Here is a 24,110-nt window from a genome sequence, read left to right on the forward strand (position 1 = left end):
TTATGTAGCCGTATGACAGACACACTACGCCGCGCCCGATTCTTGCATTACACTGCCCGGCGTACATTCCTTAACCAATTAATGAGATCACCGTGCTCAAAGCACTTAAGAAGATGTTCGGCAAAAGCGAGGCTGAGCCGCTCGCGCCTGTCCCCAGTGCTCCTGTCCCCGCCTCCGGCAGCCGCAATGACGGCCAACAGCCCGACCGGACCGCTCCTATCGCGCAGCCGAAGACGCCGCCGGTGACATCGCCCGAACAGGCAACCCCTCAGGCTGAAGCCGCGCCCGCCCCCAAGCCTCGCCGGGAACGCGCCCCTAAACCGCCGGTGATCCCATGGAAACTCGAAGACTTTGTCGTCGAGCCCCAGGAAGGTAAAACCCGTTTCCACGACTTCAAACTGGCCCCGGAACTGATGCACGCCATCCAGGACCTGGGCTTCCCGTACTGCACGCCGATCCAGGCGCAGGTATTGGGCTTCACCCTTGCCGGCAAAGACGCCATCGGCCGTGCCCAGACCGGCACCGGCAAGACCGCCGCGTTCCTGATCTCGATCATCACCCAGCTGCTGCAAACGCCGCCGCCGAAAGAGCGCTACATGGGTGAACCGCGCGCGCTGATCATCGCCCCGACCCGGGAGCTAGTGGTGCAGATCGCCAAGGACGCCGCCGACCTGACCAAATACACCGGCCTTAACGTGATGACCTTCGTCGGTGGCATGGACTTCGACAAGCAGCTCAAACACCTCGAAGCCCGCCACTGCGACATTCTGGTAGCGACCCCTGGCCGCCTGCTGGACTTCAACCAGCGCGGCGACGTGCACCTGGACATGGTCGAAGTGATGGTGCTGGACGAAGCCGACCGCATGCTCGACATGGGTTTCATCCCGCAAGTGCGCCAGATCATTCGTCAGACCCCGCCGAAAAACGAGCGTCAGACCCTGCTGTTCTCCGCGACCTTCACCGAAGACGTGATGAACCTCGCCAAGCAGTGGACCACCGACCCGTCCATCGTCGAGATTGAAGCGCTGAACGTCGCCAGCGAAAACGTCGAACAGCACATCTACGCGGTGGCCGGTGCCGACAAGTACAAACTGCTCTACAACCTGATCAACGACAACGGTTGGGAGCGCGTGATGGTTTTCGCCAACCGCAAAGACGAAGTACGCCGCATCGAAGAGCGTCTGGTACGTGATGGTGTCAACGCCGCGCAACTGTCCGGCGATGTGCCGCAACACAAGCGCATCAAGACACTGGAAGGCTTCCGCGAAGGCAAGATCCGCGTGCTGGTGGCCACTGACGTGGCGGGCCGTGGGATTCACATCGATGGCATCAGCCACGTGATCAACTTCACCCTGCCGGAAGTACCGGACGACTATGTGCACCGGATTGGCCGTACTGGCCGTGCGGGCGCAGCGGGTGTGTCGATCAGCTTTGCCGGGGAAGATGACTCGTATCAGTTGCCGTCGATCGAGACGTTGCTGGGTCGCAAGATCAGCTGCGAGACACCGCCGACGCACTTGCTGCGAGCTGTAGAACGCAAGCGCCCGTAAGCTGAAACCCGGTCAAAAATGTGGGAGGGGGCTTGCCCCCCGATAGCAGTGGATCAGTCGATACCTAAATTGACTGACACACCGCTATCGGGGGCAAGCCCCCTCCCACATTTGGTTCTGTGTTCGGCTGGCTACTTCCAGCGATCCGCTGCAGCGTGGTCGCTGTCCCGCCCTTCCACCCAGCGCGCACCCTCACTGGTATTTTCCTTCTTCCAGAACGGCGCTCGCGTCTTCAAGTAATCCATCACAAACGCACAAGCATCAAACGCAGCCTGGCGATGGGCACTGGCTGCCGCGACAAACACAATCGGCTCACCCGGCTCCAACGCGCCGACGCGGTGCAATACGTCCAGCTTGAGCAACGGCCAACGCTGCTCTGCTTCCACGGCGATCTTGGCCAGGGCCTTTTCGGTCATACCGGGGTAATGCTCCAAGAACATCCCCGATACGTCGCGACCATCATTGAAGTCGCGTACATAACCGACAAAACTCACCACCGCGCCCACGCCCACGTTGGCCGCGTGCATTGCGTTAACTTCAGCACCGGGATCAAACGCCTCAACCTGCACACGGATGGCCATGCTCAGCCTCCGGTCACGGGCGGGAAGAAGGCAACTTCGTCTCCGGCGTGTACCGGTTCGTCGAGACTGCACAACTCCTCATTGCGGGCGCACATCAGACTTGGCTCGTTGAGGACTGCAAACTCCGGGTCACTGGCCAGCGCCAGGCGCACGGCATCCACGGTGGCAAACTCACCTTCCATCTCCAGCGAATCGAAGCCCACCGATTCGGCGTAGCGCGCAAAAAACAGGACGTTAATACTCATACTTGATCCGCCTTGAAATGCCCGCTCTTGCCGCCCAGCTTTTCCAGCAGGCGAATACTTTCGATGGTCATGCCGCGATCCACGGCCTTGCACATGTCGTAGAGGGTCAGCGCAGCGACGCTGGCTGCCGTCAATGCTTCCATCTCCACGCCGGTTTGCCCGGACAGCTTGCAGCGCGCCACGATATGCACCGCGTCCTCGCCATCGGCACTCAGTTCGACCTTGACGCCGGTGAGCATCAGCGGATGGCACAGGGGGATCAGATCACTGGTTTTTTTTGCTGCCTGGATCCCGGCGATGCGGGCCACGGCAAACACGTCGCCCTTGGGATGGGCGCCGTCGACAATCATTTGCAGGGTGCTTGGCAACATGCGCACCCGCGCTTCAGCCACCGCCTCACGGAACGTCACGGACTTGTCGGTGACGTCGACCATATGGGCGCGACCTTGGGAATCGAGATGAGTCAGCACAGCGATACTCCTGATCAGGAGCCGCGATTGTAAACCCAACACACAACAAAATGTGGGAGGGAGCAAGCCCCCTCCCACACTGACCGCATTTACAAATGAGACTCTGCGTATTCAGCCAGGATCGAACGTGGAACACCCTGCAGCGCAATGTGCACGCCGTTCGGGAAGTCTTTGAAGCGTTCAGTCAGGTAGGTCAGCCCGGAGCTGGTCGCGGACAGGTAAGGGGTGTCGATCTGTGCCAGGTTGCCCAGGCACACCACTTTGGAACCAGCGCCGGCACGGGTGATGATGGTTTTCATCTGGTGCGGCGTGAGGTTCTGGCATTCATCGATCAAAATCAGGCTCTGCTGGAAGCTGCGACCTCGGATGTAGTTGAGGGATTTGAACTGCAACGGCACTTTGCTGAGGATGTAGTCGACGCTGCCATGGGTGTTTTCGTCATCCATGTGCAAGGCTTCGAGGTTGTCGGTGATCGCCCCGAGCCACGGCTCCATTTTTTCCGCTTCGGTGCCGGGCAGGAAGCCAATTTCCTGGTCCAGCCCCTGCACGGAGCGGGTGGCGATGATGCGGCGATAGCGCTTGGTCACCATGGTCTGCTCGATGGCGGCAGCCAGGGCGAGGATGGTTTTACCGGAACCCGCAGCGCCGGTCAGGTTGACCAGGTGGATGTCCGGATCGAGCAGCGCATACAGCGCCAGGCTCTGGTAGATGTCGCGCGGTTTCAGGCCCCAGGCTTCCTGGTGCAACAGGGGTTCCTGATGCAGGTCGAGGATCAGCAGCTTGTCGACCTGGATCTCTTTGATCCAGCCCACGAAGCCCTGTTCGTCGATGATGAATTCATTGATGTGCACGGCCGGCAGGTTGTCGATCAGTTGTACCTGGTGCCAGGTGCGGCCATGGTCCTGACGGGTTTCGACCTTGCTCACGAGGTCCCAGAAGGAACCGGTCACCGTGTGATAACCACGGGACAGCATTGAAACGTCATCGACCAGTTGGTCGGTGCTGTAGTCCTCGGCCGCGATCCCACACGCTCGGGCCTTGAGGCGCATATTGATGTCTTTGGTCACCAACACCAGGCGCAAGTCCTTGTCACGCGCGTGCAGGTCGATCAATTGGTTAATGATTTTGTTGTCGTTGAGGTTTTCCGGCAGCAGGCTGTTGGGCTCGCTGCGCTTGCTCATCAGAATCGACAGCAAGCCCTTGGGCCCGCTCTTGCCACGCTGGATCGGCACGCCGACTTCAACGTCCTCGGGTGACGCTTCGCCCAGGGTCTTGTCGATCAGGCGGATGGCCTGGCGGCATTCGGCGGCAACGCTGTGGTGCCCACTTTTGAGTTTGTCGAGTTCCTCAAGCACGATCATCGGGATGGCGACGTGGTGCTCTTCGAAATTGAGCAGTGCGTTTGGATCGTGGATCAATACGTTGGTATCAAGCACATAAAGGATTGGCTGGTCGGAAGAAGGGGTGCGTCCATGATCATCCATACTCGGTCACCTTTGTGGGAGCCAGTCGACGCAATACCACGACAGTGCTGCGCCTTGATTCGACCACCGACTGCACCTGAGTGACGTCAAGCGCAGTGCCCACATGAGGAGTCTTGGAAGACGCCACCTGTGTTGCAGGTTTCGGCGATCTGACTTCGTAATACCGCAAAACCCATGACAGGAAAAAGCACTTTGACGCTTTTTTGAAGTTTATTTTTCAGGATGACGAATAGCACTAGCCGAGTGCCATGCACCCCGTTAAAGTCGGAAGTCCGCCTGCATCGAAATGTCGCACAAAATCACCCCGAAAACGCCTCATACCCAACAGGGCCGGGCACTTCATCTTTTTAACGAAATGCTTCCCGGCAGTCCTGCCAACCCAAGCCACTCTGCGCCGTTGCCTGTAGCAACAGCGGCAATGCCACCCGCGCTTTGTCTTGAGTGTCGTGAAACACAATCACCCCTTTGCGCCATAGCAACATCAGTGTGAGCACGCGCTGCATCGACTCCTCGGCCTTGAGCTTGCCTGGATCATCCTGGGAATCGATGTCCCACAACGCCACCTGCAAACCCTGGGATTGAAAGAAGCCCTGACTGTCCGCGCGGCGCTGGCCGTACGGTGGGCGGAACAGCGGCACGTAGTTTTCCGGCATCAGGTTCTGTACCAACGACGCACTGCGGGTGACGGAGCTCTGCCAGTCCACCCAATGGCTGTGGGAGCGGTACTGCCAACCCTGGGTGCCGACGCATTGGCCTTGGTACAACGCCTCCACTTGCGCGGCGGAACTGCGCTCCACACGGGTTTGCAAGCTGCTGCCGAGGGCAAAGAACGTTGCGTTCATCTTCTGCTTGCGCAGGTAGTCGGCGAGCCAGTCGGTATTGCCGCTGACCGGTGCAGGGCCGCCGTCGAACGTCAGCAGGAACAGGCGGTCGTTGAATTCGTCGCCATTGCGCTCATGGTCGCCAAACCGAGCAACTTCGCTGCTGATCTGCGGGAAAAGCGCGGCCTTTCTCAGCAGTTCGTCCAGGTAACGTTCATGGAAGGTATGGCTGGGGGCGGCCCAACCTATATAGAAGGAGTCTTGGCTGACTTCGAACTTGCCGGCCTGTTCGCGCAGGTCGTCCATGTTTTCCACCAGGTAGCAGAACGAGGCATCCACCTCGCAGCTCTGCTGGGCGACGGTGTAGTTTTCCAGCAGGCGTTGCCAGAGCTGGCGGCGCAGGTCGTCGATGGCGGCCTGGTTGATGATCCTCAGGCCCAGGCGCTGCTTGAGCGCCGCGTCATCCAGGGACTCACTGGCCAACAGGCTGCGGGCGAACATCAGGATTTCGGCGCGCGAGGCTACGTCGAACAGCGCAGGGCTGCTGAGTTTTTCAGGCCAGGTGCCACGGTCCAGGCTGGCTACATCCACCGGTGCCGCCTGGGCATTCAGGCACAGCAGGCAAGCCGACAACAAAAGCGCTATTCGCACGCAGGGTCTCCCTCTCCAGAGTCACCGGCCATCATAGCGGATCGCGCCTATCGCCATCATAGGTGGAGTCAAAACGCCCGAGCCCCTAGAATCCCCCCACGATTACAGGAGACGACTTCATGCTGACGGTGATTTCCCCCGCCAAAACCCTCGATTTCGAATCAAAACCGGCGACCCCACGCTTCACCCAGCCGCAGTTCCTGGACCACTCCCAGGAATTGATCGAGCAACTGCGTGAGTTCAGCCCAGCGCAAATCAGCGAACTCATGCACGTCTCCGACAAAATCGGCGGCCTCAACGCCGCACGTTTCGGCAGCTGGACCCCGGCTTTCACCCCCGAAAACGCCAAACAAGCCTTGCTGGCATTCAAGGGCGACGTGTATACCGGCCTCAACGCCGACACCTTCACCGATGCCGACTTCAGCTACGCCCAGGACCACCTGCGCATGCTCTCGGGCCTTTACGGCCTGCTGCGCCCTCTGGATCTGATGATGCCGTATCGCCTGGAGATGGGCACCAAACTGGCCAACGCACGTGGCAAGGACCTGTACGCCTTCTGGGGCACGCGCATCAGCGAATGGCTGAACGAAGCCCTGGCCGAGCAAGGCGATGACGTGCTGCTCAACCTGGCGTCCAACGAGTACTTCTCGGCGGTCAAGCGCACAGCCCTGAACGCGCGGATCATCAACACCGAGTTCAAAGACCTGAAGAATGGCCAATACAAGATCATCAGCTTCTACGCCAAAAAGGCCCGGGGCATGATGAGCCGCTTTGTGATTGAAGAACGCATCAACGATCCCGCCAAGCTCAAGCAGTTCGATGTGCAGGGTTATCGCTTCAATGCGGAGCAGTCCAAACCGGACAACCTGGTGTTTTTGCGCGATCACGCACCGGAATAAAGCTCTCAACAGCACCGATGTTCAAATGTGGGAGGGGGCTTGCTCCCGATAGCAGGGTGTCAGTCACTGATTGGGTGACCGATACACCGCTATCGGGAGCAAGCCCCCTCCCACATTTTTATCTGCGTTGAATCCGATAAACGCCAACGTTTTGACGTCAAAAAATATCCTGTCGCATTCCTAACGTTTCTTTCACTCGACATTTCTAAATTTTTTTCGTAGTGGCACCACTTTTTTAAAACACTAGTGGCACAAAACTATCTCTCCAAGCCAACTCCCTATAACTACTGGCCCAAATAGCAAGTGCTATCAATATAGTACTAGTGCCATCCCTCCTAATATTTCAAGAAATTTCAGCGCTCTAGATAGGCGGTCTGGAACTTCGTCCCAAAGCACGGCTCATACCACCGGTAACGAAATTCTCTGTTTCTGTAGGAGATGACTTACATGGCGACCAACGGAAGTAGCGAAGTTGTCATATTAAACTTTGACTCATTGGTCATATTGCCAACCGATTAATTAAGAGCGGCGACAAGGATGATTTGCTTCTCCCTATAAGGCCAGGGCTAAGCCTCCCCTAATGGTCAGTGACATAACCCAAGGCATTGATATTTAAAGGCTTGCCGCCTCTATCAAAGCCCTGCGGCACTGGCGCCAGGCCCTTCTCCCAGGAAGGCCGGCTGCATTTGAGGGCAGGTCCCAACAATAAGGCCAAGTTGCGCACAACTTGAGTGCAATCGTTAGTCACTCATTATTCAACATGCCTGTACGCGGTAAGTCGGCGTCTATTCGCCTAACTTTCGTGGCATTTGTGACGCTTGCAAACATGAACTCCGGCCATTAATTGGCATGATTAACACAGAGGTAAATGCGATGCGCATCAGCATATTTGGTCTAGGTTACGTTGGCGCAGTGTGTGCCGGTTGCTTGTCTGCCCGTGGCCACGAAGTGGTAGGCGTAGACATCTCCAAGGATAAGATCGACCTGATCAACGCTGGCAAATCGCCAATCGTTGAACCGGGTCTGGGCGAGCTGTTGAGCCAGGGTATCGAAACCGGTCGACTGCGCGGCACCACCAACTTCGCCGACGCCATCCGTGATACCGACCTGTCGATGATTTGCGTCGGTACGCCGAGCAAGAAAAACGGCGATCTGGAACTCGACTACATCGAAGCCGTGTGCCGCGAGATCGGTTTTGTCCTGCGTGACAAAGCCACCCGCCACACCGTCGTCGTACGTAGCACCGTACTGCCAGGCACCGTGGCCAACGTGGTAATCCCGATCCTCGAAGACTGCTCCGGCAAGAAAGCCGGCGTCGACTTCGGTGTCGCGGTCAACCCGGAATTCCTGCGTGAATCCACCGCCATCGCCGACTACGACTTGCCACCGATGACCGTCATCGGCGAGTTCGACAAAGCTTCCGGCGATGTCCTGCAATCCCTGTACGAAGAACTCGACGCACCGATCATCCGCAAGGACATCGCCGTTGCCGAGATGATCAAGTACACCTGCAACGTGTGGCACGCCACCAAGGTGACCTTCGCCAACGAGATCGGCAACATCGCCAAGGCCGTCGGCGTCGATGGTCGTGAAGTGATGGAAGTGGTCTGCCAGGACAAGACCCTCAACCTGTCCCAGTACTACATGCGCCCAGGCTTTGCGTTCGGCGGCTCGTGCCTGCCAAAAGACGTGCGCGCCCTGACCTACCGCGCCAGCACCCTGGACGTGGAAGCGCCGCTGCTCAACTCGCTGATGCGCAGCAACGAGTCCCAGGTGCAGAACGCCTTCGACATCGTTGCCGGCCACGACAAACGCAAAGTCGCCCTGCTGGGCCTGAGCTTCAAGGCCGGTACCGACGACCTGCGTGAAAGCCCGCTGGTAGAGCTGGCAGAAATGCTGATCGGCAAAGGTTTCGACCTGAGCATCTACGACAGCAACGTCGAGTACGCCCGTGTCCACGGTGCGAACAAAGATTACATCGAAGGCAAGATCCCGCACGTGTCGTCCCTGCTCAACTCGGACTTCGACGACGTGATCAATAACTCCGACGTGATCATCCTCGGTAACCGTGACGAGAAATTCCGCGCCCTGGCGCAGAACGCACCGCACGGCAAGCAAGTGATCGACCTGGTGGGCTTCATGTCCAAAGCCACCTGCGCGACCGGTCGCACCGAAGGCATCTGCTGGTAACAGCAACGGCAAGTTTCAGGCGGCGCGCGTTTCCATCCCCAGCGCTCGCCGCCTGAAACCTCCTTCACCTTCGGAAGATGCTTATGTCCAAGTTAAAACACGTACTACTGCAATCCGCCGGCTGGCTGTTCTTCCTCAGCCTGCTGATGGGTCTCGCCCTGCTGTTGCCGGCGAGTACGTTCGACTCCGAGTCGAAGAATTTTATTTTCCTGATTGGCGCCGTCGGTATCTGGCGCTATTCGATGGGTGCTACGCATTTCTTTCGCGGCATGCTGTTCTTGTACGTGGTCTACCCGCACCTGCGTCGTAAAGTGCGCAAGCTGGGCAAGTCTGCCGACCCGTCCCACGTGTTCCTGATGGTTACAAGCTTCAGGATCGATGCGCTGACCACCGCGCAGGTCTACAGCTCCGTGATCCGCGAGGCCATCGAATGCGGCTTCCCCACCACCGTGGTCTGCTCGCTGGTGGAAATGTCCGATGAGCTGCTGGTCAAGAGCCTCTGGGAGAAGATGAACCCTCCAGAGCACGTGAAGCTCGACTTCGTGCGCATCGCCGGCACCGGCAAGCGCGACGGCCTGGCCTTCGGTTTCCGCGCCATCTCCCGCCACTTGCCGGACGACCGCGCCGTGGTGGCGGTGATCGATGGCGACACCGTGCTTGCCGAAGGCGTAGTGCGCAAAACCGTGCCGTGGTTCCAGCTGTTCGGCAATGTCGGCGGCCTGACCACCAACGAGTTCTGCGAAGTACGCGGCGGCTACATCATGAGCGAGTGGCACAAACTGCGCTTCGCCCAGCGCCACATCAACATGTGCTCCATGGCCCTGTCCAAGCGCGTGCTGACCATGACCGGTCGCATGTCGGTGTTCCGTGCCAGCGTGGTCACCGACCCGGGCTTTATCGCCGACGTGGAAAGCGACTCGCTGCAACACTGGCGCCTGGGCCGCTTCAAGTTCCTCACCGGCGACGATAAGTCCAGCTGGTTCAGCCTGATGCGCTTGGGCTACGACACCTTCTACGTGCCGGACGCCGCGATCAACACCGTGGAACACCCGCCGGAAAAGAGCTTTATCAAGGCCAGCCGCAAGCTGATGTTCCGCTGGTACGGCAACAACCTGCGCCAGAACTCCCGCGCCCTCGGCCTGGGCGTACGCCGCCTCGGTCTGTTCACCAGCGTGGTGCTGTTCGACCAGCGCGTGTCGATGTGGACCTCCCTGCTCGGCCTGACCGTGGCGATTATCGCCACCTTCAAATACGGCGGCGCGTTCATCCTCGCGTACCTGCTGTGGATCGGTATTACCCGCCTGATCCTCACGCTGTTGCTGTCGTGTTCCGGCCACAAGATCGGCCCGGCTTACCCGGCGATTCTCTATTACAACCAGATCATGGGCGCGCTGGTGAAGATCTACGTGTTCTTCCGCCTTGATCAACAGTCCTGGACTCGCCAGGACACCAAACTGACCCGCGATTTGGCCAGCTTTCAACGTTGGTTCAACACCTGGTCGTCTCGGACCATGACCTTCTCCGCCGGCAGCATTTTCGTCGCCGTGTTGCTGATGATGGTCTGACCCTGCCAAGCCTGAATTAACTAGGAAATCGAAAATTATGAACAGCCAAGCAAACGTCAATGTTGTCCACGAATCCGAAGCCCAACGCCAACACGCACGGGTAAAAATCCCGGCCAAATTGCGCTTCTTCGGCAATGACGGCAAACCCACCGAGGCGCGGGTTCTGGACCTGTCCGCCGGTGGCCTGGCATTCACTGCAACCCAACCGCTCAACGTCGGTGAAGTGCACAAGGGCCGCCTGCAGTTCGTGATCGATAACCTCGGTCTGGCGATGGACGTCGAATTGCAGATCCGCTCTTACGACCGCCAGAGCGGCCGTACCGGTTGCCAGTTCCAGAACCTGGAACAGCAGGATATTTCCACCCTGCGCCACCTGATCACCTCGCACTTGTCCGGCGACATCGTGTCCATGGGTGACGTGCTGGCGACCCTGCAACGCGACAACTTCACCAAGGCGCGCAAGGTCAAGGACAGCGGCAGCGGCATGACCGCACTCGGTCGCCTACGTGCAGTGACGTTCAGCGCGGGGATCTTCATCGTGGGCCTGGCGGCGTTCGGGTTTGTCTTCAAGTCGGTGTACGGCATGTACTTCGTCAGCCACGCCCAGGCCGGTCTGGTCAGCGTGCCGGGTATGAACGTGACGATGCCGCGCGACGGCACCGTGCAAAGCCTGCTCAAAGGTGACGCGATCGCCGCCAAAGGCGCGCCGCTGGCGACCTTCAGCACCAGCATGCTGGATGTGCTCAAGGGCCATTTGGACGAAGACCAGCTGCAACCGGCCAAGGTTGAAGAACTGTTCGGCAAGCAAATGACCGGCACCCTGACCTCGCCGTGTGATTGCGTGGTTGCCCAGCAAATGGTCGCCGACGGTCAGTACGCCAGCAAAGGCGATGTGATCTTCCAACTGGTGCCACGCGGCGCTCCGGCCAACGTGGAAGCGCGTTTCACCTATCGCCAGTTCGGCGACGTGCGCCCAGGTACGCCAGTGAGCTTCCAGGTTGCCGACGAAGACCAAGTGCGTACCGGCACCATCGTCAGCAGCACCAGCCTGAACAGCGCCGATCTGTCCTCCGACATCCGCGTACAGATCAAGCCTGATGCACCGCTGGACAGCGCATTCGCCGGCCGCCCGGTGGAAGTCACCAGCGACCGCGGCCCATCGCTGAACTGGCTGATCGATAAAGCCATGGCTGCCGGACTGTAAGCGAGGAGATGCCTGTGATGACGCGCCTAAAAACACCGCAATCCCTGTGGGAGCGGGCTTGCTCGCGATGGGATCAGCGCGGTTTGCCTGACGGACCGGGTCGCCTGTATCGAGAGCAAGCCCCCTCCCACATGGGTTCGGTGGCGTTGCTGGCTATTGCGGTGAGCCTCGCCGGTTGCGCCGGCCTGCCCGACCAACGCCTGGCCAATGAAGCGCTTAAGCGTGGCGACACCGTCACCGCGCAGCAGAATTACCAGCAACTGGCAGAACTGGGTTACAGCGAGGCCCAAGTGGGCCTGGCCGATATCCAGGTAGGCACCCGCGATCCGGCGCAAATCAAACAGGCCGAAGCCACTTACCGTGCAGCGGCGGACACTTCGCCGCGCGCCCAGGCTCGCCTGGGGCGCCTGCTGGTGGCCAAGCCTGGCTCCACCGAAGCCGAGCACCATGAAGCTGAAGGCCTGCTGAAAAAAGCCTTTGCCAATGGTGAAGGCAACACCCTGATTCCACTGGCGATGCTGTACCTGCAATACCCGCACAGCTTCCCGAATGTGAACGCCCAGCAGCAAATCAGCAAATGGCAGGCCGACGGTTACCCGGAAGCCGGCCTTGCCCAAGTGCTGCTGTATCGCACCCAAGGCACCTACGACCAGCACCTGGATGATGTGGAGCGCATCTGCAAAGCCGCGCTGAACACCACCGATATCTGCTACGTCGAGCTGGCCACGGTCTATCAGAAACAAGCCGCGCCGGAAAAACAGGCCGAATTGCTCAAGCAGATGGAAGCCGGTTACAGCCGTGGCACCGTCACTGCCCAGCGCGTCGACAGCGTCGCCCGTGTGCTCGGCGATGCCACCCTTGGCACGCCGGACGAAAAAACCGCCCAGGCCCTGCTGGAAAAAATCGCCCCTGGCTACCCGGCGTCCTGGGTCAGCCTCGCGCAACTGCTCTACGACTTCCCGGAACTGGGCGACGTCGACCAAATGATGAAGTACCTCGACAACGGCCGCGCCGCCGACCAGCCTCGCGCCGAACTGCTCCTGGGCAAGCTCTACTACGAAGGCAAGTGGGTACCGGCCGATGCCAAGGCCGCCGAAGCACACTTCGAAAAAGCCGTGGGCAAGGAAGTCGCTGCCGATTACTACCTCGGCCAGATCTACCGCCGTGGCTACCTCGGCAAGGTCTACCCGCAAAAAGCCCTGGACCACTTGCTGACCGCGGCGCGAAACGGCCAGAACAGCGCCGACTTCGCCATCGCCCAACTGTTTTCCCAAGGCAAGGGCACCAAGCCCGACCCATTGAACGCCTATGTCTTCAGCCAATTGGCCAAAGCCCAGGACACCCCGCAAGCCGTTGAGCTGGCCACCCAGCTCGAAGCACCGCTGACGCCGGAACAACGCGCCCAGGGCCAACGCCTGGTGCAACAGGAACTGGCCGCCCGCGGCACCCTGGCCCAGAGCACGTTGCAACTGCACGCCCTGGATGAAGAAGACGACGGCGAGGAATCCCTATGAAGCTCAATCCATTCGTCAAGGCCGGTATTGGCCTGACCTTCGCCCTGCTGTGGTCGTGCCCGACCCTGGCCGCGCTGACCGAAGCCAAGAACTTCGGCCTGGAAGTGAAAATCACCGGCCAGTCCGAAGATGACCGCGACCTGGGCACGCAAAAAGGCGGCGACGTCAACGGCGTCGGTATCGACCTGCGCCCGTGGATCTACGGTGAAAGCGGCAACTGGAGCGCCTACGCCATGGGCCAGGCGGTTGCATCGAGCGACATCATCGAGACCGACACCCTGCAACAGTCGGCCGACGACGAAAACCAGCAAACCACCAACAACGACCGCAAGACCAAGAAGAACTACTTGGCGATGCGCGAATTCTGGGTCGGCTACAGCGGCTTCACGCCCTACCCTGGCGAGATCCTCAAACTCGGTCGCCAACGCCTGCGCAATGACGACGGCCAATGGCGCGACACCAACATCGAAGCGCTGAACTGGACCTTCGACACCACCTTGCTCAAAGCCAACGTGGGCGTCGCCGAACGCTTCAGCGAATACCGCACCGACCTCAAGGAACTGTCGCCTGTCGACAAGGACCGCCAGCACCTCTACGCCGACGCCGCTTACCAGTGGACGCCAGGTCAGTGGATCGGCCTGCGCGGTCATCACACCCATGACAACGGCAAGCTCGACTACCCGGAACCGGGTCAACCCACCGACTCGTTGGACAAGCGCGAAAACGGCGACCTGACCTGGCTCGGCATCGAAGCCAACAGCGACGCCTACAACTGGCGCAACACCAACACCGTCAACTACTGGGCGAGCGTGACGGGCATGCGTGGCGACCGCGACAAAGTCAACGCGTTGAAGTCCGACGGTTCGAGCCCCGATCAGGCCAAGCGCAGTGACAATCTCAGTGGCTGGGCCACCGATATCGGCGTGCGCCTGCGCCTCGACCCGCAGTGGCAAGTGGGTGCGGCTTACTCCCGCGCCAGCGCCGATTACGAGCAGAACGGCCTGCAAAGCAACCGTTCGAACTGGACCGGTACTCAGTCCCGCGTGCACCGCTTCGGCGAAGCGTTTCGCGGCGAGATGAACAACATGCAGTCCATGAGCCTGTTCGGGTCCTGGCAGTTGCGCGAGGACTACGACGCCAGCCTGGTGTACCACAAGTTCTGGCGCGTGGATGGCAACAAGCCGGTGAGCAGCAACGGCATTGCCGCGCTGGATAACACCACCGACGCCGCCGGTGACATCGTCGCCAGCACCTCCTTGCCACTGGCCGACGGCAAGAAAGACCTCGGTCAGGAGATGGACCTGGTCGTCACCAAGTACTTCAAGAAAGGCCTTCTGCCGGCCGCGCTCAGCCAGTCGGTTGACGAACCTTCGGCCCTGGTGCGTTTCCGTGCCGGTGTGTTCAAACCGGGCGACGCTTATGGCAGCAAAGTCGACTCCTACATGCACCGCGCCTTTGTCGACGTGGTCTGGAAATTCTGATGGGAGCCTGCGCAATGAATGCTCAAAGCCTACTCGTCGCGGCAATGCTGATGGCCAGCGCCACAGCGTTCGCCGATACGGCGGCCAAGGCGCCGACCATCGCCAAGGAACTGCAACAGGCCAAGACCTACACCATTTCCAGCCCGCCTACGGCGCCGCTGGAAATGGCCAAGCCGACCCTGCCGGACCTGTCGGGCTACACCGCCGCCGCGATGGAAAAGAAGATCGTGCGCAGCAAGCCCGGCAAAATCAGCATCCGCCGCATGATGCAGGAAGACGCCCTCAAGGACTTTATCGGCGGCGACAACAAGATGGCCGAATGGGTGGTGCGCCAACACGGCATTCCACAGGCGATCTTTGTCGACGACGGCTACATGAACCTCAAGGACTTGCTGGGTAAAGTGCCCAAGCAGTACTTCAGCGAAACCTCGCCGGGTGTGTTCCTGGCCAAGTTGCCGATCGTGGTCGGGCGCAAAGGCATCCTGGACATCGATAACAAGACCCAGGAGCTGCGCCTGTCCCAACAGGCCGGTTCGTTCCTGATCAACGACGGCCAGTTGTTTGTGCGTGACACCAAAATCACCGGTTGGGACGAAAAGGCCAACGGCCCGGCGCTGTTCAAGTCGCCGAAGGAATTCCGCCCGTTCCTGCTGGCCTGGGGCGGCACCGAGACGTACATCTCCAAGACCAAGATGGCCAGTTTCGGCTACGCCAACAGTAAGTCGTACGGGGTGAGTATTTCCCAGTACACGCCGAACATGGCCAAGGTGCTCAAGCGCCCTGAACCGACCGGCTGGATCATCGACTCCGAGTTCTCGGACATGTGGTACGGCTTCTACTGCTATGAGACCACGGGCTTCGTGATCAAGGGCAATACCTACAAAGACAACATCGTCTACGGCATTGACCCCCACGACCGCTCCCACGGCCTGATCATCGCGGACAACACCGTCTACGGCACAAAGAAGAAGCACGGCATCATCATTTCCCGAGAAGTGAACGACAGCTTCATCTTCAACAACCGCAGCTACGACAACAAGCTTTCGGGCCTGGTGATCGACCGTAATAGCGTCAACAACCTGATCGCCGACAACGAGATCTACCGCAACCACACTGACGGCATCACCCTCTATGAGAGCGGCGACAACCTGTTGTGGGGCAACAAGGTGATCAGCAACCGTCGCCACGGCATTCGTGTGCGTAACAGCGTGAACATCAAGCTGTACGAAAACACCTCGATGGCCAACGGCCTGACCGGCGTGTACGGCCACATCAAGGATTTGACCGACACCGACCGCGACATCGCCCTCGACCCATTCGACGCCAAGGTCTCGCTGATCGTGGTCGGCGGTGAGCTGGCAGGGAACGGCAGCGGGCCGCTGTCCATCGACTCGCCGCTGAGCATTGAGCTGTATCGCGTGTCGATGCTGGCGCCGACCAAATCCAGTGGCATCAGCTTCTCCGGCGTCCTAGGCGAACGCCAGGAAGAAATTCTCGACCTGCTGGTACGCCAGCAGAAAGCCGTGCTGATCGACCCTGTCGAACGCCAGACCGAAATGCAGGACTGAGGATGACCCTTATGCACCCACACATGATCAAACTGCTGAGCCTCTCGGGTCTGACCCTCGGCCTGCTCGCGGCCAGCCAGGGCGTACGCGCCGACGAACTGAAGGCACCGACCTTCACCGCCGAACCGTGCTGCAGCCTGTGCCCGGCCGCCCATGACGCGAAGAACTACACCACGCGCTACCAGCAGAACTTCACCACCCTGGTAGAAGCCCAGGGCGACTGGCTGTTCCGTACCCAGGAAGACTTGCGCACCGAATTCGACACCAGCCCCGCCGGCTACAAACGCATGCAACAACTGCACGATGCGTTCAAGGCCAAGGGCGTGGAACTGGTGGTGGTCTACCAGCCGACCCGTGGCCTGGTGAACCGCAACAAACTCAACCCTGAAGAGAAAGCCAAGTTCGACTTCGACAAGGCCCTGGGCAACTACAAAACCATGCTCGGCCGTTTCGCCAAGATGGGCTACGTGGTGCCGGACCTGTCGCCGCTCACCAATGAGCAACTGCCGGATGAACTGCCGGCCCACGATTTCTACTTCCGTGGCGACCAGCACTGGACCCCATACGGCGCCCAGCGCACTGCGAAAATCGTCGGCGCCAAAGTGCGTGCGATGCCTGAGTTTGCCGATATTCCGAAGCGTGAATTCGAGACCAAGCGCTCCGGGCGCATGGGCAAGACCGGCACCCTGCACAACATGGCCGGGCAATTGTGCGGCACCAGCTACGCGATCCAGTACATGGACCAGTTCACCACCGAGCCCAAGGGCGAAGCCGGTGACGGCGACCTGTTCGGCGACTCGGGCAACCCGCAGATCACCCTCGTGGGCACCAGCCACAGCGGCAAGAACTACAACTTCGCCGGCTTCCTGGAGCAGGAAATCGGTGCCGACATTCTCAACGTGGCCTTTCCCGGCGGCGGCCTGGAAGGTTCGATGATCCAGTACCTGGGCAGCGAAGAATTCCAGAAGACCCCGCCGAAAATCCTTATCTGGGAATTCTCGCCGCTGTATCGCCTGGACCAGGAGACCATCTACCGCCAGATGATGTCGCTGCTCGACAACGGCTGCGAAGGCAAGACCGCGCAGATGACCGCGAGCACTACATTGAAACCCGGCAAGAACGAATTGATGGTTAACAGTTCGAACAAAGACCTGCGCAACGCCAACCATCAGGTTGATATCCGCTTCGCCGATCCATCGGTGAAAACCTTGCAAGCCACCCTCTGGTACATGAACGGGCGCCACGAGGACATCAAGATCGAGAAACCCGAAACATCCGATACAGACGGGCGTTTCGCCTTTGAACTGCGCACCGATGAAGACTGGGCCTCGCAGAACTTGCTGGCCGTGGAAGTGCAGGGCCCCGAAGCGGGCGCTGCCGCGCAGAAGGTCGAAGCGAAAATTTGCACACGCAACGTATTCCCAAGCGGCGGTCAGAAGACTGCCTCACTCGGGCAATGAGGTTACTTATGCAGAAGTTATGGATTCCATCGTTGCTGGGCCTGGCGATCTTCGCCGGCTCGGTCAACGCCGCCGCCCCACTGCGTCCGCCCCAGGGCTACTCCGCACCAATCGAAGCGTTCAAGACGGGCGACTTCAAGGAAAACTGCGACACCATGCCGACGCCCTACACCGGGCCTCTGCAGTTTCGCAGCAAGTACGAAGGCTCCGACAAGGCCCGCTCCACGCTGAACGTGCAGTCGGAAAAAGCCTTCCGTGACAGCACGGCCGACATCACCAAGCTGGAAAAAGACACCAGCAAACGCGTGATGCAGTTCATGCGTGACGGTCGCCCGGAGCAGCTTGAATGCACCTTGAACTGGCTGGTGTCGTGGGCCAAGGCCGATGCGTTGATGTCCAAGGACTTCAACCACACCGGCAAGTCCATGCGCAAATGGGCACTGGGCAGCATGGCTTCGGCCTATGTGCGTTTGAAGTTCTCCGACTCGCACCCGCTGGCCAATCACCAGCAGGAATCGCAGCTGATCGAAGCCTGGTTCAACAAACTGGCCGACCAAGTGGTGAGCGATTGGGACAATCTGCCCCTGGAAAAAACCAACAACCACTCTTACTGGGCCGCCTGGTCGGTGATGGCTACGTCCATCGCCACCAACCGTCGCGACCTGTTTGATTGGGCGGTCAAGGAATACAAGGTCGGCGTGAATCAGGTCGACGACCAAGGCTTCTTGCCCAACGAATTGAAGCGTCAGCAACGCGCCCTGTCGTACCACAACTACGCCCTGCCGCCGCTGTCGATGATCGCCAGTTTTGCCTTGGTCAACGGTGTTGATCTGCGCCAGGAAAACAACAGCGCGCTCAAACGCCTGGGCGACAAAGTGCTGGCCGGGGTCAAGGATCCGGAGATCTTCGAACAGAAGAACGGTAAAGAGCAGGACATGAAGGACTTGAAGCAGGACATGAAATTCGCCTGGCTCGAACCCTTCTGCACCCTCTACACCTGCGCGCCAGATGTGGTGGAGCGCAAACACGGGATGCAGCCGTTCAAGACCTTCCGCCTCGGGGGTGACCTGACCAAGGTCTACGACCCGTCGCACGAAAAAGGCAACAAAGGCAGCTGATGGAACACGGTTAGAAATGTGGGAGGGGGCTTGCTCCCGATGGCGGTGTAACAGTCGCCCTCTGTGTTGAATGACACACCGCTATCGGGGGCAAGCCCCCTCCCACACTTGAACCGCGCTTGCCAGTGAAATTGTTGTACCGCCCCCCCGTCTTTTCGTGGGGGGGGGTTTGGGGGGGCTGCGGCCCTTGACTGTTGGTTAAACATGGAGAGATCGGGATGGTTTTCTCGTCCAATGTGTTCCTGTTTCTGTTCTTGCCGATCTTTCTCGGCTTGTACTACTTGAGCGGGCAACGCTATCGCAACCTGCTGCTGCTGATTGCCAGCTACGTGTTCTACGCCTGGTGGCGAGTGGACTTCCTGGCGCTGTTCGCGGCGGTGACGCTGTGGAACTACTGGATCGGCCTCAAGGTCGGTGCAGCCGGCGTGCGCACCAAGCCGGCCCAACGCTGGCTGCTGCTGGGCGTGGTGGTCGACCTGTGCATCCTCGGCTACTTCAAGTACGCCAACTTCGGCGTCGACAGCATCAACGTGATGATGAAGTCAGCCGGCCTGGAGCCGTTCATCCTGACCCACGTGCTGTTGCCGATCGGGATCTCGTTCTACATCTTCGAGTCCATCAGCTACATCATCGACGTGTACCGTGGCGACACTCCGGCGACGCGCAACCTGATCGACTTTGCGGCATTCGTGGCGATCTTCCCGCACTTGATCGCCGGCCCGGTATTGCGTTTTCGCGACTTGGCTGACCAGTTCAACAACCGCACCCACACCCTCGACAAGTTTTCCGAGGGCTGCACGCGGTTCATGCAGGGTTTCATCAAGAAGGTCTTTATCGCCGACACCCTCGCGGTGGTGGCCGACCATTGCTTCGCCCTGCAAAACCCGACCACGGGCGATGCCTGGCTCGGCGCGCTGGCCTACACCGCGCAGCTGTACTTCGACTTCTCCGGCTACAGCGACATGGCCATCGGCCTGGGCTTGATGATGGGTTTCCGCTTCATGGAAAACTTCAAGCAGCCGTACATCAGCCAGTCGATCACCGAGTTCTGGCGCCGCTGGCACATCAGCCTCTCTACCTGGCTGCGTGACTACCTGTACATCACTCTGGGCGGCAACCGTAAAGGCACGCTGACCACCTACCGCAACCTGTTCCTGACCATGCTGCTCGGTGGCCTGTGGCACGGTGCGAACATCACTTACATCGTGTGGGGTGCCTGGCACGGCATGTGGCTGGCGATTGAAAAAGCCATTGGCCTCAATACCGCGCCGCGCAGTTTCAACGTCCTTCGCTGGGCCTTCACTTTCCTGCTGGTGGTAATGGGCTGGGTGATCTTCCGCTCCGAAAACCTGCACGTCGCCGGCCGTATGTACGGAGCGATGTTCAGCTTTGGTGAGTGGTCGCTGTCGGAACTCAACCGCGCCAACCTCACCGGCCTGCAAGTGGCAACCCTGGTGGTGGCGTACGCAACCTTGGCGTTCTTCGGCCTGCGCGATTTCTACACCAATCGTCCTGCTGAAAAAACCAAGCCTGTCGACCCAAGCCTGATCAAGGCGGTACCCGGCGACAACCCCGGCAGCATCCACCAGCCAGGTTTCACCGTTGGCCAGGACGCCGCCGTGCAACCGGCCTACTGGACCGCTGACTGGCCACGCTACGCCATGCGCGCTGCGGTGCTGCTGCTGTTCGTGGCGTCGATTCTCAAACTGTCGGCGCAGAGTTTCTCGCCGTTCCTTTACTTCCAATTCTGAGGGAGCCGACCATGACCCGTTCATTACGCGTCCTCTATATCAGCCTGTTCATGGTGCTGCTGTTGGCCCTGGGCGCCTGGTCGCTGCGTAGCTTCTTTGGCTTCAGCACCAACGCCGAGGCCACGGTGCTCAACGGCCGCTGGACCAAGGCCGTCGAGACTCACTACGACGACGAGTTCCCGATCAAGCGCCTCGGCACCAACCTCTGGGCGGCGCTGGATTACAAGCTGTTCAATGAAGGCCGCCCTGGCGTGGTGCTGGGCCGCGATCACTGGTTGTACAGCGACGAGGAGTTCAACCCCGCCGTCAACGAAGACCAGAACCTGCAAGGCAACTACGCGCTGGTCGAAGGCGTACGCCAGAAGCTTAAAGCCCAAGGCATCCAACTGGTGATGGCGATCGTGCCGGCCAAGGTGCGCCTGTACCCGGAACACCTGGGTGAAGTAAAACCGGCGAGCATCCACGCCAATCTGTACCAGGACTTCCATGCCCGTGTTGCCGCAGACAACATCCCTGCTCCCGACCTGCTCGGCCCGTTGCAACAGGCCAAGTTGAGCGGTAAGCAAGTGTTCCTGCGCACCGACACCCACTGGACACCGGACGGTGCCGAAGTCGCCGCCAAGCAATTGGCCAAGACGATTGCCGACAAGACCCCGCTGAGCGGCGAGCCACAGCGCTTTGTCACCGAGGCTGAAAAGACCGAGCCACACAAAGGCGACCTGCGTCTGTTCCTGCCCCTGGACCCGCTGTTCGAAAACCTGATGCCGCCCAAAGAACCGCTGGAAAAACGCGTCACGCACCTGGCCGAAACCAAAGGCGACGACGCGCTGTTTGCCGACAGCGAAACCCCGGTGGCACTCGTGGGCACCAGCTACAGCGCCAACCCGAACTGGAACTTTGTCGGTGCGCTCAAGCAAGCCTTGGGCAGCGACGTCATCAACTACTCCGAAGACGGCCACGGCCCGATCCTGCCGATGCTCAGCTACCTGAAAAGTGATGACTTCAAGAACAGCCCGCCACAGGTGCTGATCTGGGAGTTTCCTGAACGTTATCTGCCCGTAAACAACGAAATCGGTGATGCCGACCCCGCGTGGGTTGCGCAACTTAAACAAGCCGGTTCGCGCCAACAGAACATGGCACTGAACACCCCAGCTATTAAAAATCAGAAATCCGAGACGCCCGACCGGGCGCAAAACTGAAAGAGAGGTAACTCACATGACTTTCACTACAACTCCTCGTCGTCTCGCTAAAACCCTGGCTATTGCTGCCGGTCTGAGCTTCGTATCCCTGTCCGCCTTCGCCGGTGGTGATGCCGCGCTCTACGGCCCTACCGCGCCAAAAGGTTCGAGCTTCGTACGTATCTATAACGCCAGCAACCAGGAAGTCAGCGCTACCGTCGGCAACACCAATCTCAACGAGGTTGCGCCACTGGCCAGCAGCGACTTCAGCTTCATGCCGGGCGGTGACTACAGCGCCAAGGTTGGCAGCCAGAGCCTGCCGGTCAAACTCGCCGCCGATCACTACTACACCTTGGTCAACAGCGGCAGCGGCCAACCTCAACTGATCGAGGAACCGCCGTTCAAGAACAAGCAAAAGTCTCTGGTGCGCGTGCAGAACCTCAGCGACAAGGCCCTGACCCTGAAGACCGCCGATGGCAAGACTGATGTGGTCAAGTCGGTGGCTGCCAAAGGCCGTGGCGAGCGCGAAATCAACCCGGTGAAAGTAAGCCTGGCGTTGTATGACGGTGACAAGAAAGTCGGCGATGTGAAGCCGGTTGCGTTGGAACGTGGTGAAGCGGCGGTGCTGTATGTCACCGGCTCGGGTTCGAGCTTGTCGCCAGTTTGGGTCAAGCGCCCGGTGTCGACCCGCTGATTAGCTTTTGAAATTGACGCTCCCCCTTGTGGGAGCGGGCTTGCTAGCGAATACGGTGGTTCAGTAACAGATGTGCTGACTGAATCACCGCCATCGGGAGCAAGCCCCCTCCCACAGGCTCTGACCCAATTGATTCAAGGAGAAACACATGATCCCAGTAATCCTTTCCGGTGGTAGCGGCTCACGTCTTTGGCCGCTTTCCCGCAAACAGTTCCCAAAACAATTCCTGGCCCTGACCGGTGAGCACACGCTGTTCCAGCAAACCCTGGAACGCCTGGTGTTCGAAGGCATGGACTCCCCGATCGTGGTCTGCAACAAGGACCATCGCTTCATCGTCAACGAGCAACTGGCCAACCGTAAACTGGAATGCCAACGCATCCTGATGGAACCGTTCGGTCGCAACACCGCGCCGGCCGTGGCCCTGACCGCGATGATGCTGGTCAACGAAGGCCGTGACGAGCTGATGCTGGTGTTGCCTGCCGACCACGTGATCGACGACCAGAAAGCCCTGCAACGCGCCCTGGCCCTGGCCACCGTGGCTGCCGAACGTGGCGAGATGGTGCTGTTCGGTGTACCGGCGACCCGTCCGGAAACCGGCTACGGCTACATCAAGTCCACCAACGATTCACTGCTGCCCGAAGGCGTTAGCCGCGTGCAGCAGTTCGTGGAAAAACCCGATGAAAAACGCGCCGTCGAGTTCGTCAAAAGCGGCGGTTATTTCTGGAACAGCGGCATGTTCCTGTTCCGCGCCAGCCGCTTCCTGGAAGAGCTGAAAAAGCACGATCCGGACATCTACGACACCTGCGTGCTGACCCTGGAACGCAGCCAGCAAGATGCCGACACCGTGTCCTTCGACGAAGCCACCTTCGCCTGCTGCCCGGACAACTCCATCGACTACGCCGTGATGGAAAAAACCCAACGCGCCTGCGTCGTACCGCTGAGCGCCGGTTGGAGCGACGTGGGTTGCTGGGCTTCGCTGTGGGCGGTCAACGATAAAGACGCCAACGGTAACGTCACCAAGGGCGACGTGGTAATCCAGGACAGCAAGAACTGCATGATCCACGGCAACGGCAAACTGGTGTCGGTGATCGGCCTGGAAAACATCGTCGTGGTGGAAACCAAGGACGCGATGATGATTGCCCACAAGGACAAGGTCCAGGGCGTCAAGCAGATGGTCAACACCCTCAACGAACAGGGCCGCAGCGAAACCCAGAATCACTGCGAAGTCTATCGTCCGTGGGGCTCCTACGACTCGGTGGACATGGGCGGTCGCTTCCAGGTCAAGCACATCTCGGTCAAGCCGGGCGCCTGCCTGTCGCTGCAGATGCACCACCACCGCGCCGAACACTGGATCGTGGTGAGCGGCACTGCCGAAGTCACCTGTGACGAGAACGTGTTCCTGCTCTGCGAGAACCAGTCCACCTACATCCCGATCGCCTCGGTGCACCGCCTGCGCAACCCGGGCAAGATCCCGTTGGAGATCATCGAAGTGCAATCGGGCAGCTACCTGGGCGAAGACGATATCGAGCGTTTTGAAGATATCTACGGTCGCTCGACGCCGGTTGAACGTGGCGTGTCGGTGAAAACTATCGCGCAGTAAAACAGTCGTACAAGAAGCCCTCACCCAGCCCATTGCGTCCCCTATCCGCAGTGGGTTGGGTGGGGGCTTTTTTCTGCAACCCTTGC

The 24,110-nt window shown here is 59.6% G+C and carries 19 protein-coding genes; 14 read left to right on the plus strand and 5 right to left on the minus strand.

Annotation, left to right across the window (positions count from 1 at the left end; translation table 11 throughout):
• Positions 1-86: 86 nt before the first annotated feature.
• Positions 87-1,550, plus strand: a complete 1,464-nt coding sequence (rhlB, locus tag AB4N82_RS04775; protein ID WP_177326431.1) for an ATP-dependent RNA helicase RhlB — start codon at positions 87-89, stop codon at positions 1,548-1,550.
• A gap of 131 nt (positions 1,551-1,681) precedes the next feature.
• Here the strand turns inward: rhlB and moaE are convergent, their stop codons facing one another.
• From moaE to AB4N82_RS04800, 5 genes are all read right to left on the minus strand, one after another.
• Positions 1,682-2,131 carry a molybdopterin synthase catalytic subunit MoaE gene (gene moaE, locus AB4N82_RS04780; RefSeq protein ID WP_032886375.1) on the minus strand — a complete coding sequence of 150 codons (450 nt, stop codon included), beginning with the start codon at positions 2,129-2,131 and terminating at the stop codon, positions 1,682-1,684.
• 2 nt (positions 2,132-2,133) lie between these two features.
• Entirely contained in the window at positions 2,134-2,376 is a 243-nt protein-coding gene (gene moaD, locus AB4N82_RS04785) for a molybdopterin converting factor subunit 1 (protein ID WP_032886374.1), read from the minus strand.
• Positions 2,373-2,846, minus strand: coding sequence for a cyclic pyranopterin monophosphate synthase MoaC (gene moaC / locus AB4N82_RS04790; protein WP_032886373.1), 474 nt, complete (start codon positions 2,844-2,846; stop codon positions 2,373-2,375). The genes moaD and moaC overlap by 4 nt, the downstream gene beginning before the upstream one ends.
• An 89-nt stretch (positions 2,847-2,935) precedes the next feature.
• The gene (locus tag AB4N82_RS04795; protein ID WP_032886372.1) at positions 2,936-4,330 is read right to left on the minus strand and encodes a PhoH family protein; all 1,395 of its coding nucleotides are present in this window, start codon (positions 4,328-4,330) and stop codon (positions 2,936-2,938) included.
• Between the two features lie 347 nt (positions 4,331-4,677).
• Positions 4,678-5,802 carry a polysaccharide deacetylase family protein gene (locus tag AB4N82_RS04800; protein ID WP_122752431.1) on the minus strand — a complete coding sequence of 375 codons (1,125 nt, stop codon included), beginning with the start codon at positions 5,800-5,802 and terminating at the stop codon, positions 4,678-4,680.
• 119 nt (positions 5,803-5,921) lie between these two features.
• Between AB4N82_RS04800 and yaaA the strand changes: the two genes are divergently transcribed.
• The 13 genes from yaaA (at position 5,922) to AB4N82_RS04865 (ending at position 24,024) form a co-directional block, all read left to right on the plus strand.
• Positions 5,922-6,701 (plus strand): peroxide stress protein YaaA, encoded by a 780-nt coding sequence (yaaA, locus tag AB4N82_RS04805; protein ID WP_095183885.1) that lies wholly within the window; start codon positions 5,922-5,924, stop codon positions 6,699-6,701.
• Between the two features lie 873 nt (positions 6,702-7,574).
• A complete protein-coding gene (locus AB4N82_RS04810; RefSeq protein ID WP_095183884.1) occupies positions 7,575-8,891 on the plus strand; it encodes a nucleotide sugar dehydrogenase in 1,317 nt (438 codons plus the stop codon).
• Between the two features lie 83 nt (positions 8,892-8,974).
• Positions 8,975-10,456 (plus strand): mannuronan synthase, encoded by a 1,482-nt coding sequence (alg8, locus tag AB4N82_RS04815; protein WP_032886367.1) that lies wholly within the window; start codon positions 8,975-8,977, stop codon positions 10,454-10,456.
• A gap of 37 nt (positions 10,457-10,493) precedes the next feature.
• Positions 10,494-11,660 carry an alginate biosynthesis protein Alg44 gene (locus tag AB4N82_RS04820; RefSeq protein ID WP_032886365.1) on the plus strand — a complete coding sequence of 389 codons (1,167 nt, stop codon included), beginning with the start codon at positions 10,494-10,496 and terminating at the stop codon, positions 11,658-11,660.
• A gap of 131 nt (positions 11,661-11,791) precedes the next feature.
• Complete coding sequence (algK, locus tag AB4N82_RS04825) at positions 11,792-13,174, plus strand: alginate biosynthesis TPR repeat lipoprotein AlgK (protein ID WP_122764762.1); 1,383 nt, start codon at positions 11,792-11,794, stop codon at positions 13,172-13,174.
• Positions 13,171-14,655: an alginate export family protein gene (locus tag AB4N82_RS04830; RefSeq protein WP_032886361.1), complete on the plus strand. Its 1,485-nt coding sequence runs from the start codon at positions 13,171-13,173 to the stop codon at positions 14,653-14,655. The genes algK and AB4N82_RS04830 overlap by 4 nt, the downstream gene beginning before the upstream one ends.
• The gene (gene algG / locus AB4N82_RS04835) at positions 14,655-16,223 is read left to right on the plus strand and encodes a mannuronan 5-epimerase AlgG (RefSeq protein ID WP_032886358.1); all 1,569 of its coding nucleotides are present in this window, start codon (positions 14,655-14,657) and stop codon (positions 16,221-16,223) included. Before AB4N82_RS04830 ends, algG begins: the two co-directional genes overlap by 1 nt.
• An 11-nt stretch (positions 16,224-16,234) precedes the next feature.
• On the plus strand, positions 16,235-17,683 hold the full coding sequence (locus AB4N82_RS04840; RefSeq protein WP_032886487.1) for an alginate O-acetyltransferase: 1,449 nt from the start codon (positions 16,235-16,237) through the stop codon (positions 17,681-17,683).
• Positions 17,684-17,691: 8 nt separating this feature from the next.
• Positions 17,692-18,801: a mannuronate-specific alginate lyase gene (locus tag AB4N82_RS04845; RefSeq protein WP_122764761.1), complete on the plus strand. Its 1,110-nt coding sequence runs from the start codon at positions 17,692-17,694 to the stop codon at positions 18,799-18,801.
• A 218-nt stretch (positions 18,802-19,019) separates the two neighbouring features.
• Positions 19,020-20,552 carry an MBOAT family O-acyltransferase gene (locus AB4N82_RS04850; RefSeq protein WP_032886355.1) on the plus strand — a complete coding sequence of 511 codons (1,533 nt, stop codon included), beginning with the start codon at positions 19,020-19,022 and terminating at the stop codon, positions 20,550-20,552.
• 11 nt (positions 20,553-20,563) lie between these two features.
• Positions 20,564-21,751 (plus strand): alginate O-acetyltransferase, encoded by a 1,188-nt coding sequence (locus AB4N82_RS04855; protein WP_122764760.1) that lies wholly within the window; start codon positions 20,564-20,566, stop codon positions 21,749-21,751.
• A gap of 16 nt (positions 21,752-21,767) precedes the next feature.
• A complete protein-coding gene (locus AB4N82_RS04860) occupies positions 21,768-22,424 on the plus strand; it encodes an alginate O-acetyltransferase AlgF (protein ID WP_032886353.1) in 657 nt (218 codons plus the stop codon).
• A gap of 148 nt (positions 22,425-22,572) precedes the next feature.
• Positions 22,573-24,024 carry a mannose-1-phosphate guanylyltransferase/mannose-6-phosphate isomerase gene (locus tag AB4N82_RS04865; RefSeq protein ID WP_032886351.1) on the plus strand — a complete coding sequence of 484 codons (1,452 nt, stop codon included), beginning with the start codon at positions 22,573-22,575 and terminating at the stop codon, positions 24,022-24,024.
• The last annotated feature ends 86 nt before the right edge of the window (positions 24,025-24,110 follow it).

The sequence above is a fragment of the Pseudomonas sp. H1_D04 genome (assembly GCF_054683855.1).

Excerpts from the sequence above, each read along its gene's own strand:
- AB4N82_RS04840 (WP_032886487.1), top strand. The coding sequence starts at position 16,235 with ATGCACCCACACATGATCAAACTGCTGAGCCTCTCGGGTCTGACCCTC.
- AB4N82_RS04820 (WP_032886365.1), top strand. The coding sequence starts at position 10,494 with ATGAACAGCCAAGCAAACGTCAATGTTGTCCACGAATCCGAAGCCCAA.
- AB4N82_RS04865 (WP_032886351.1), top strand. The coding sequence starts at position 22,573 with ATGATCCCAGTAATCCTTTCCGGTGGTAGCGGCTCACGTCTTTGGCCG.
- algK (WP_122764762.1), top strand. The coding sequence starts at position 11,792 with ATGGGTTCGGTGGCGTTGCTGGCTATTGCGGTGAGCCTCGCCGGTTGC.
- AB4N82_RS04860 (WP_032886353.1), top strand. The coding sequence starts at position 21,768 with ATGACTTTCACTACAACTCCTCGTCGTCTCGCTAAAACCCTGGCTATT.
- AB4N82_RS04795 (WP_032886372.1), bottom strand. The coding sequence starts at position 4,330 with ATGGATGATCATGGACGCACCCCTTCTTCCGACCAGCCAATCCTTTAT.
- AB4N82_RS04845 (WP_122764761.1), top strand. The coding sequence starts at position 17,692 with ATGCAGAAGTTATGGATTCCATCGTTGCTGGGCCTGGCGATCTTCGCC.
- algG (WP_032886358.1), top strand. The coding sequence starts at position 14,655 with ATGGGAGCCTGCGCAATGAATGCTCAAAGCCTACTCGTCGCGGCAATG.
- alg8 (WP_032886367.1), top strand. The coding sequence starts at position 8,975 with ATGTCCAAGTTAAAACACGTACTACTGCAATCCGCCGGCTGGCTGTTC.
- AB4N82_RS04810 (WP_095183884.1), top strand. The coding sequence starts at position 7,575 with ATGCGCATCAGCATATTTGGTCTAGGTTACGTTGGCGCAGTGTGTGCC.
- AB4N82_RS04855 (WP_122764760.1), top strand. The coding sequence starts at position 20,564 with ATGACCCGTTCATTACGCGTCCTCTATATCAGCCTGTTCATGGTGCTG.
- AB4N82_RS04850 (WP_032886355.1), top strand. The coding sequence starts at position 19,020 with ATGGTTTTCTCGTCCAATGTGTTCCTGTTTCTGTTCTTGCCGATCTTT.
- moaE (WP_032886375.1), bottom strand. The coding sequence starts at position 2,131 with ATGGCCATCCGTGTGCAGGTTGAGGCGTTTGATCCCGGTGCTGAAGTT.
- AB4N82_RS04830 (WP_032886361.1), top strand. The coding sequence starts at position 13,171 with ATGAAGCTCAATCCATTCGTCAAGGCCGGTATTGGCCTGACCTTCGCC.
- moaD (WP_032886374.1), bottom strand. The coding sequence starts at position 2,376 with ATGAGTATTAACGTCCTGTTTTTTGCGCGCTACGCCGAATCGGTGGGC.
- yaaA (WP_095183885.1), top strand. The coding sequence starts at position 5,922 with ATGCTGACGGTGATTTCCCCCGCCAAAACCCTCGATTTCGAATCAAAA.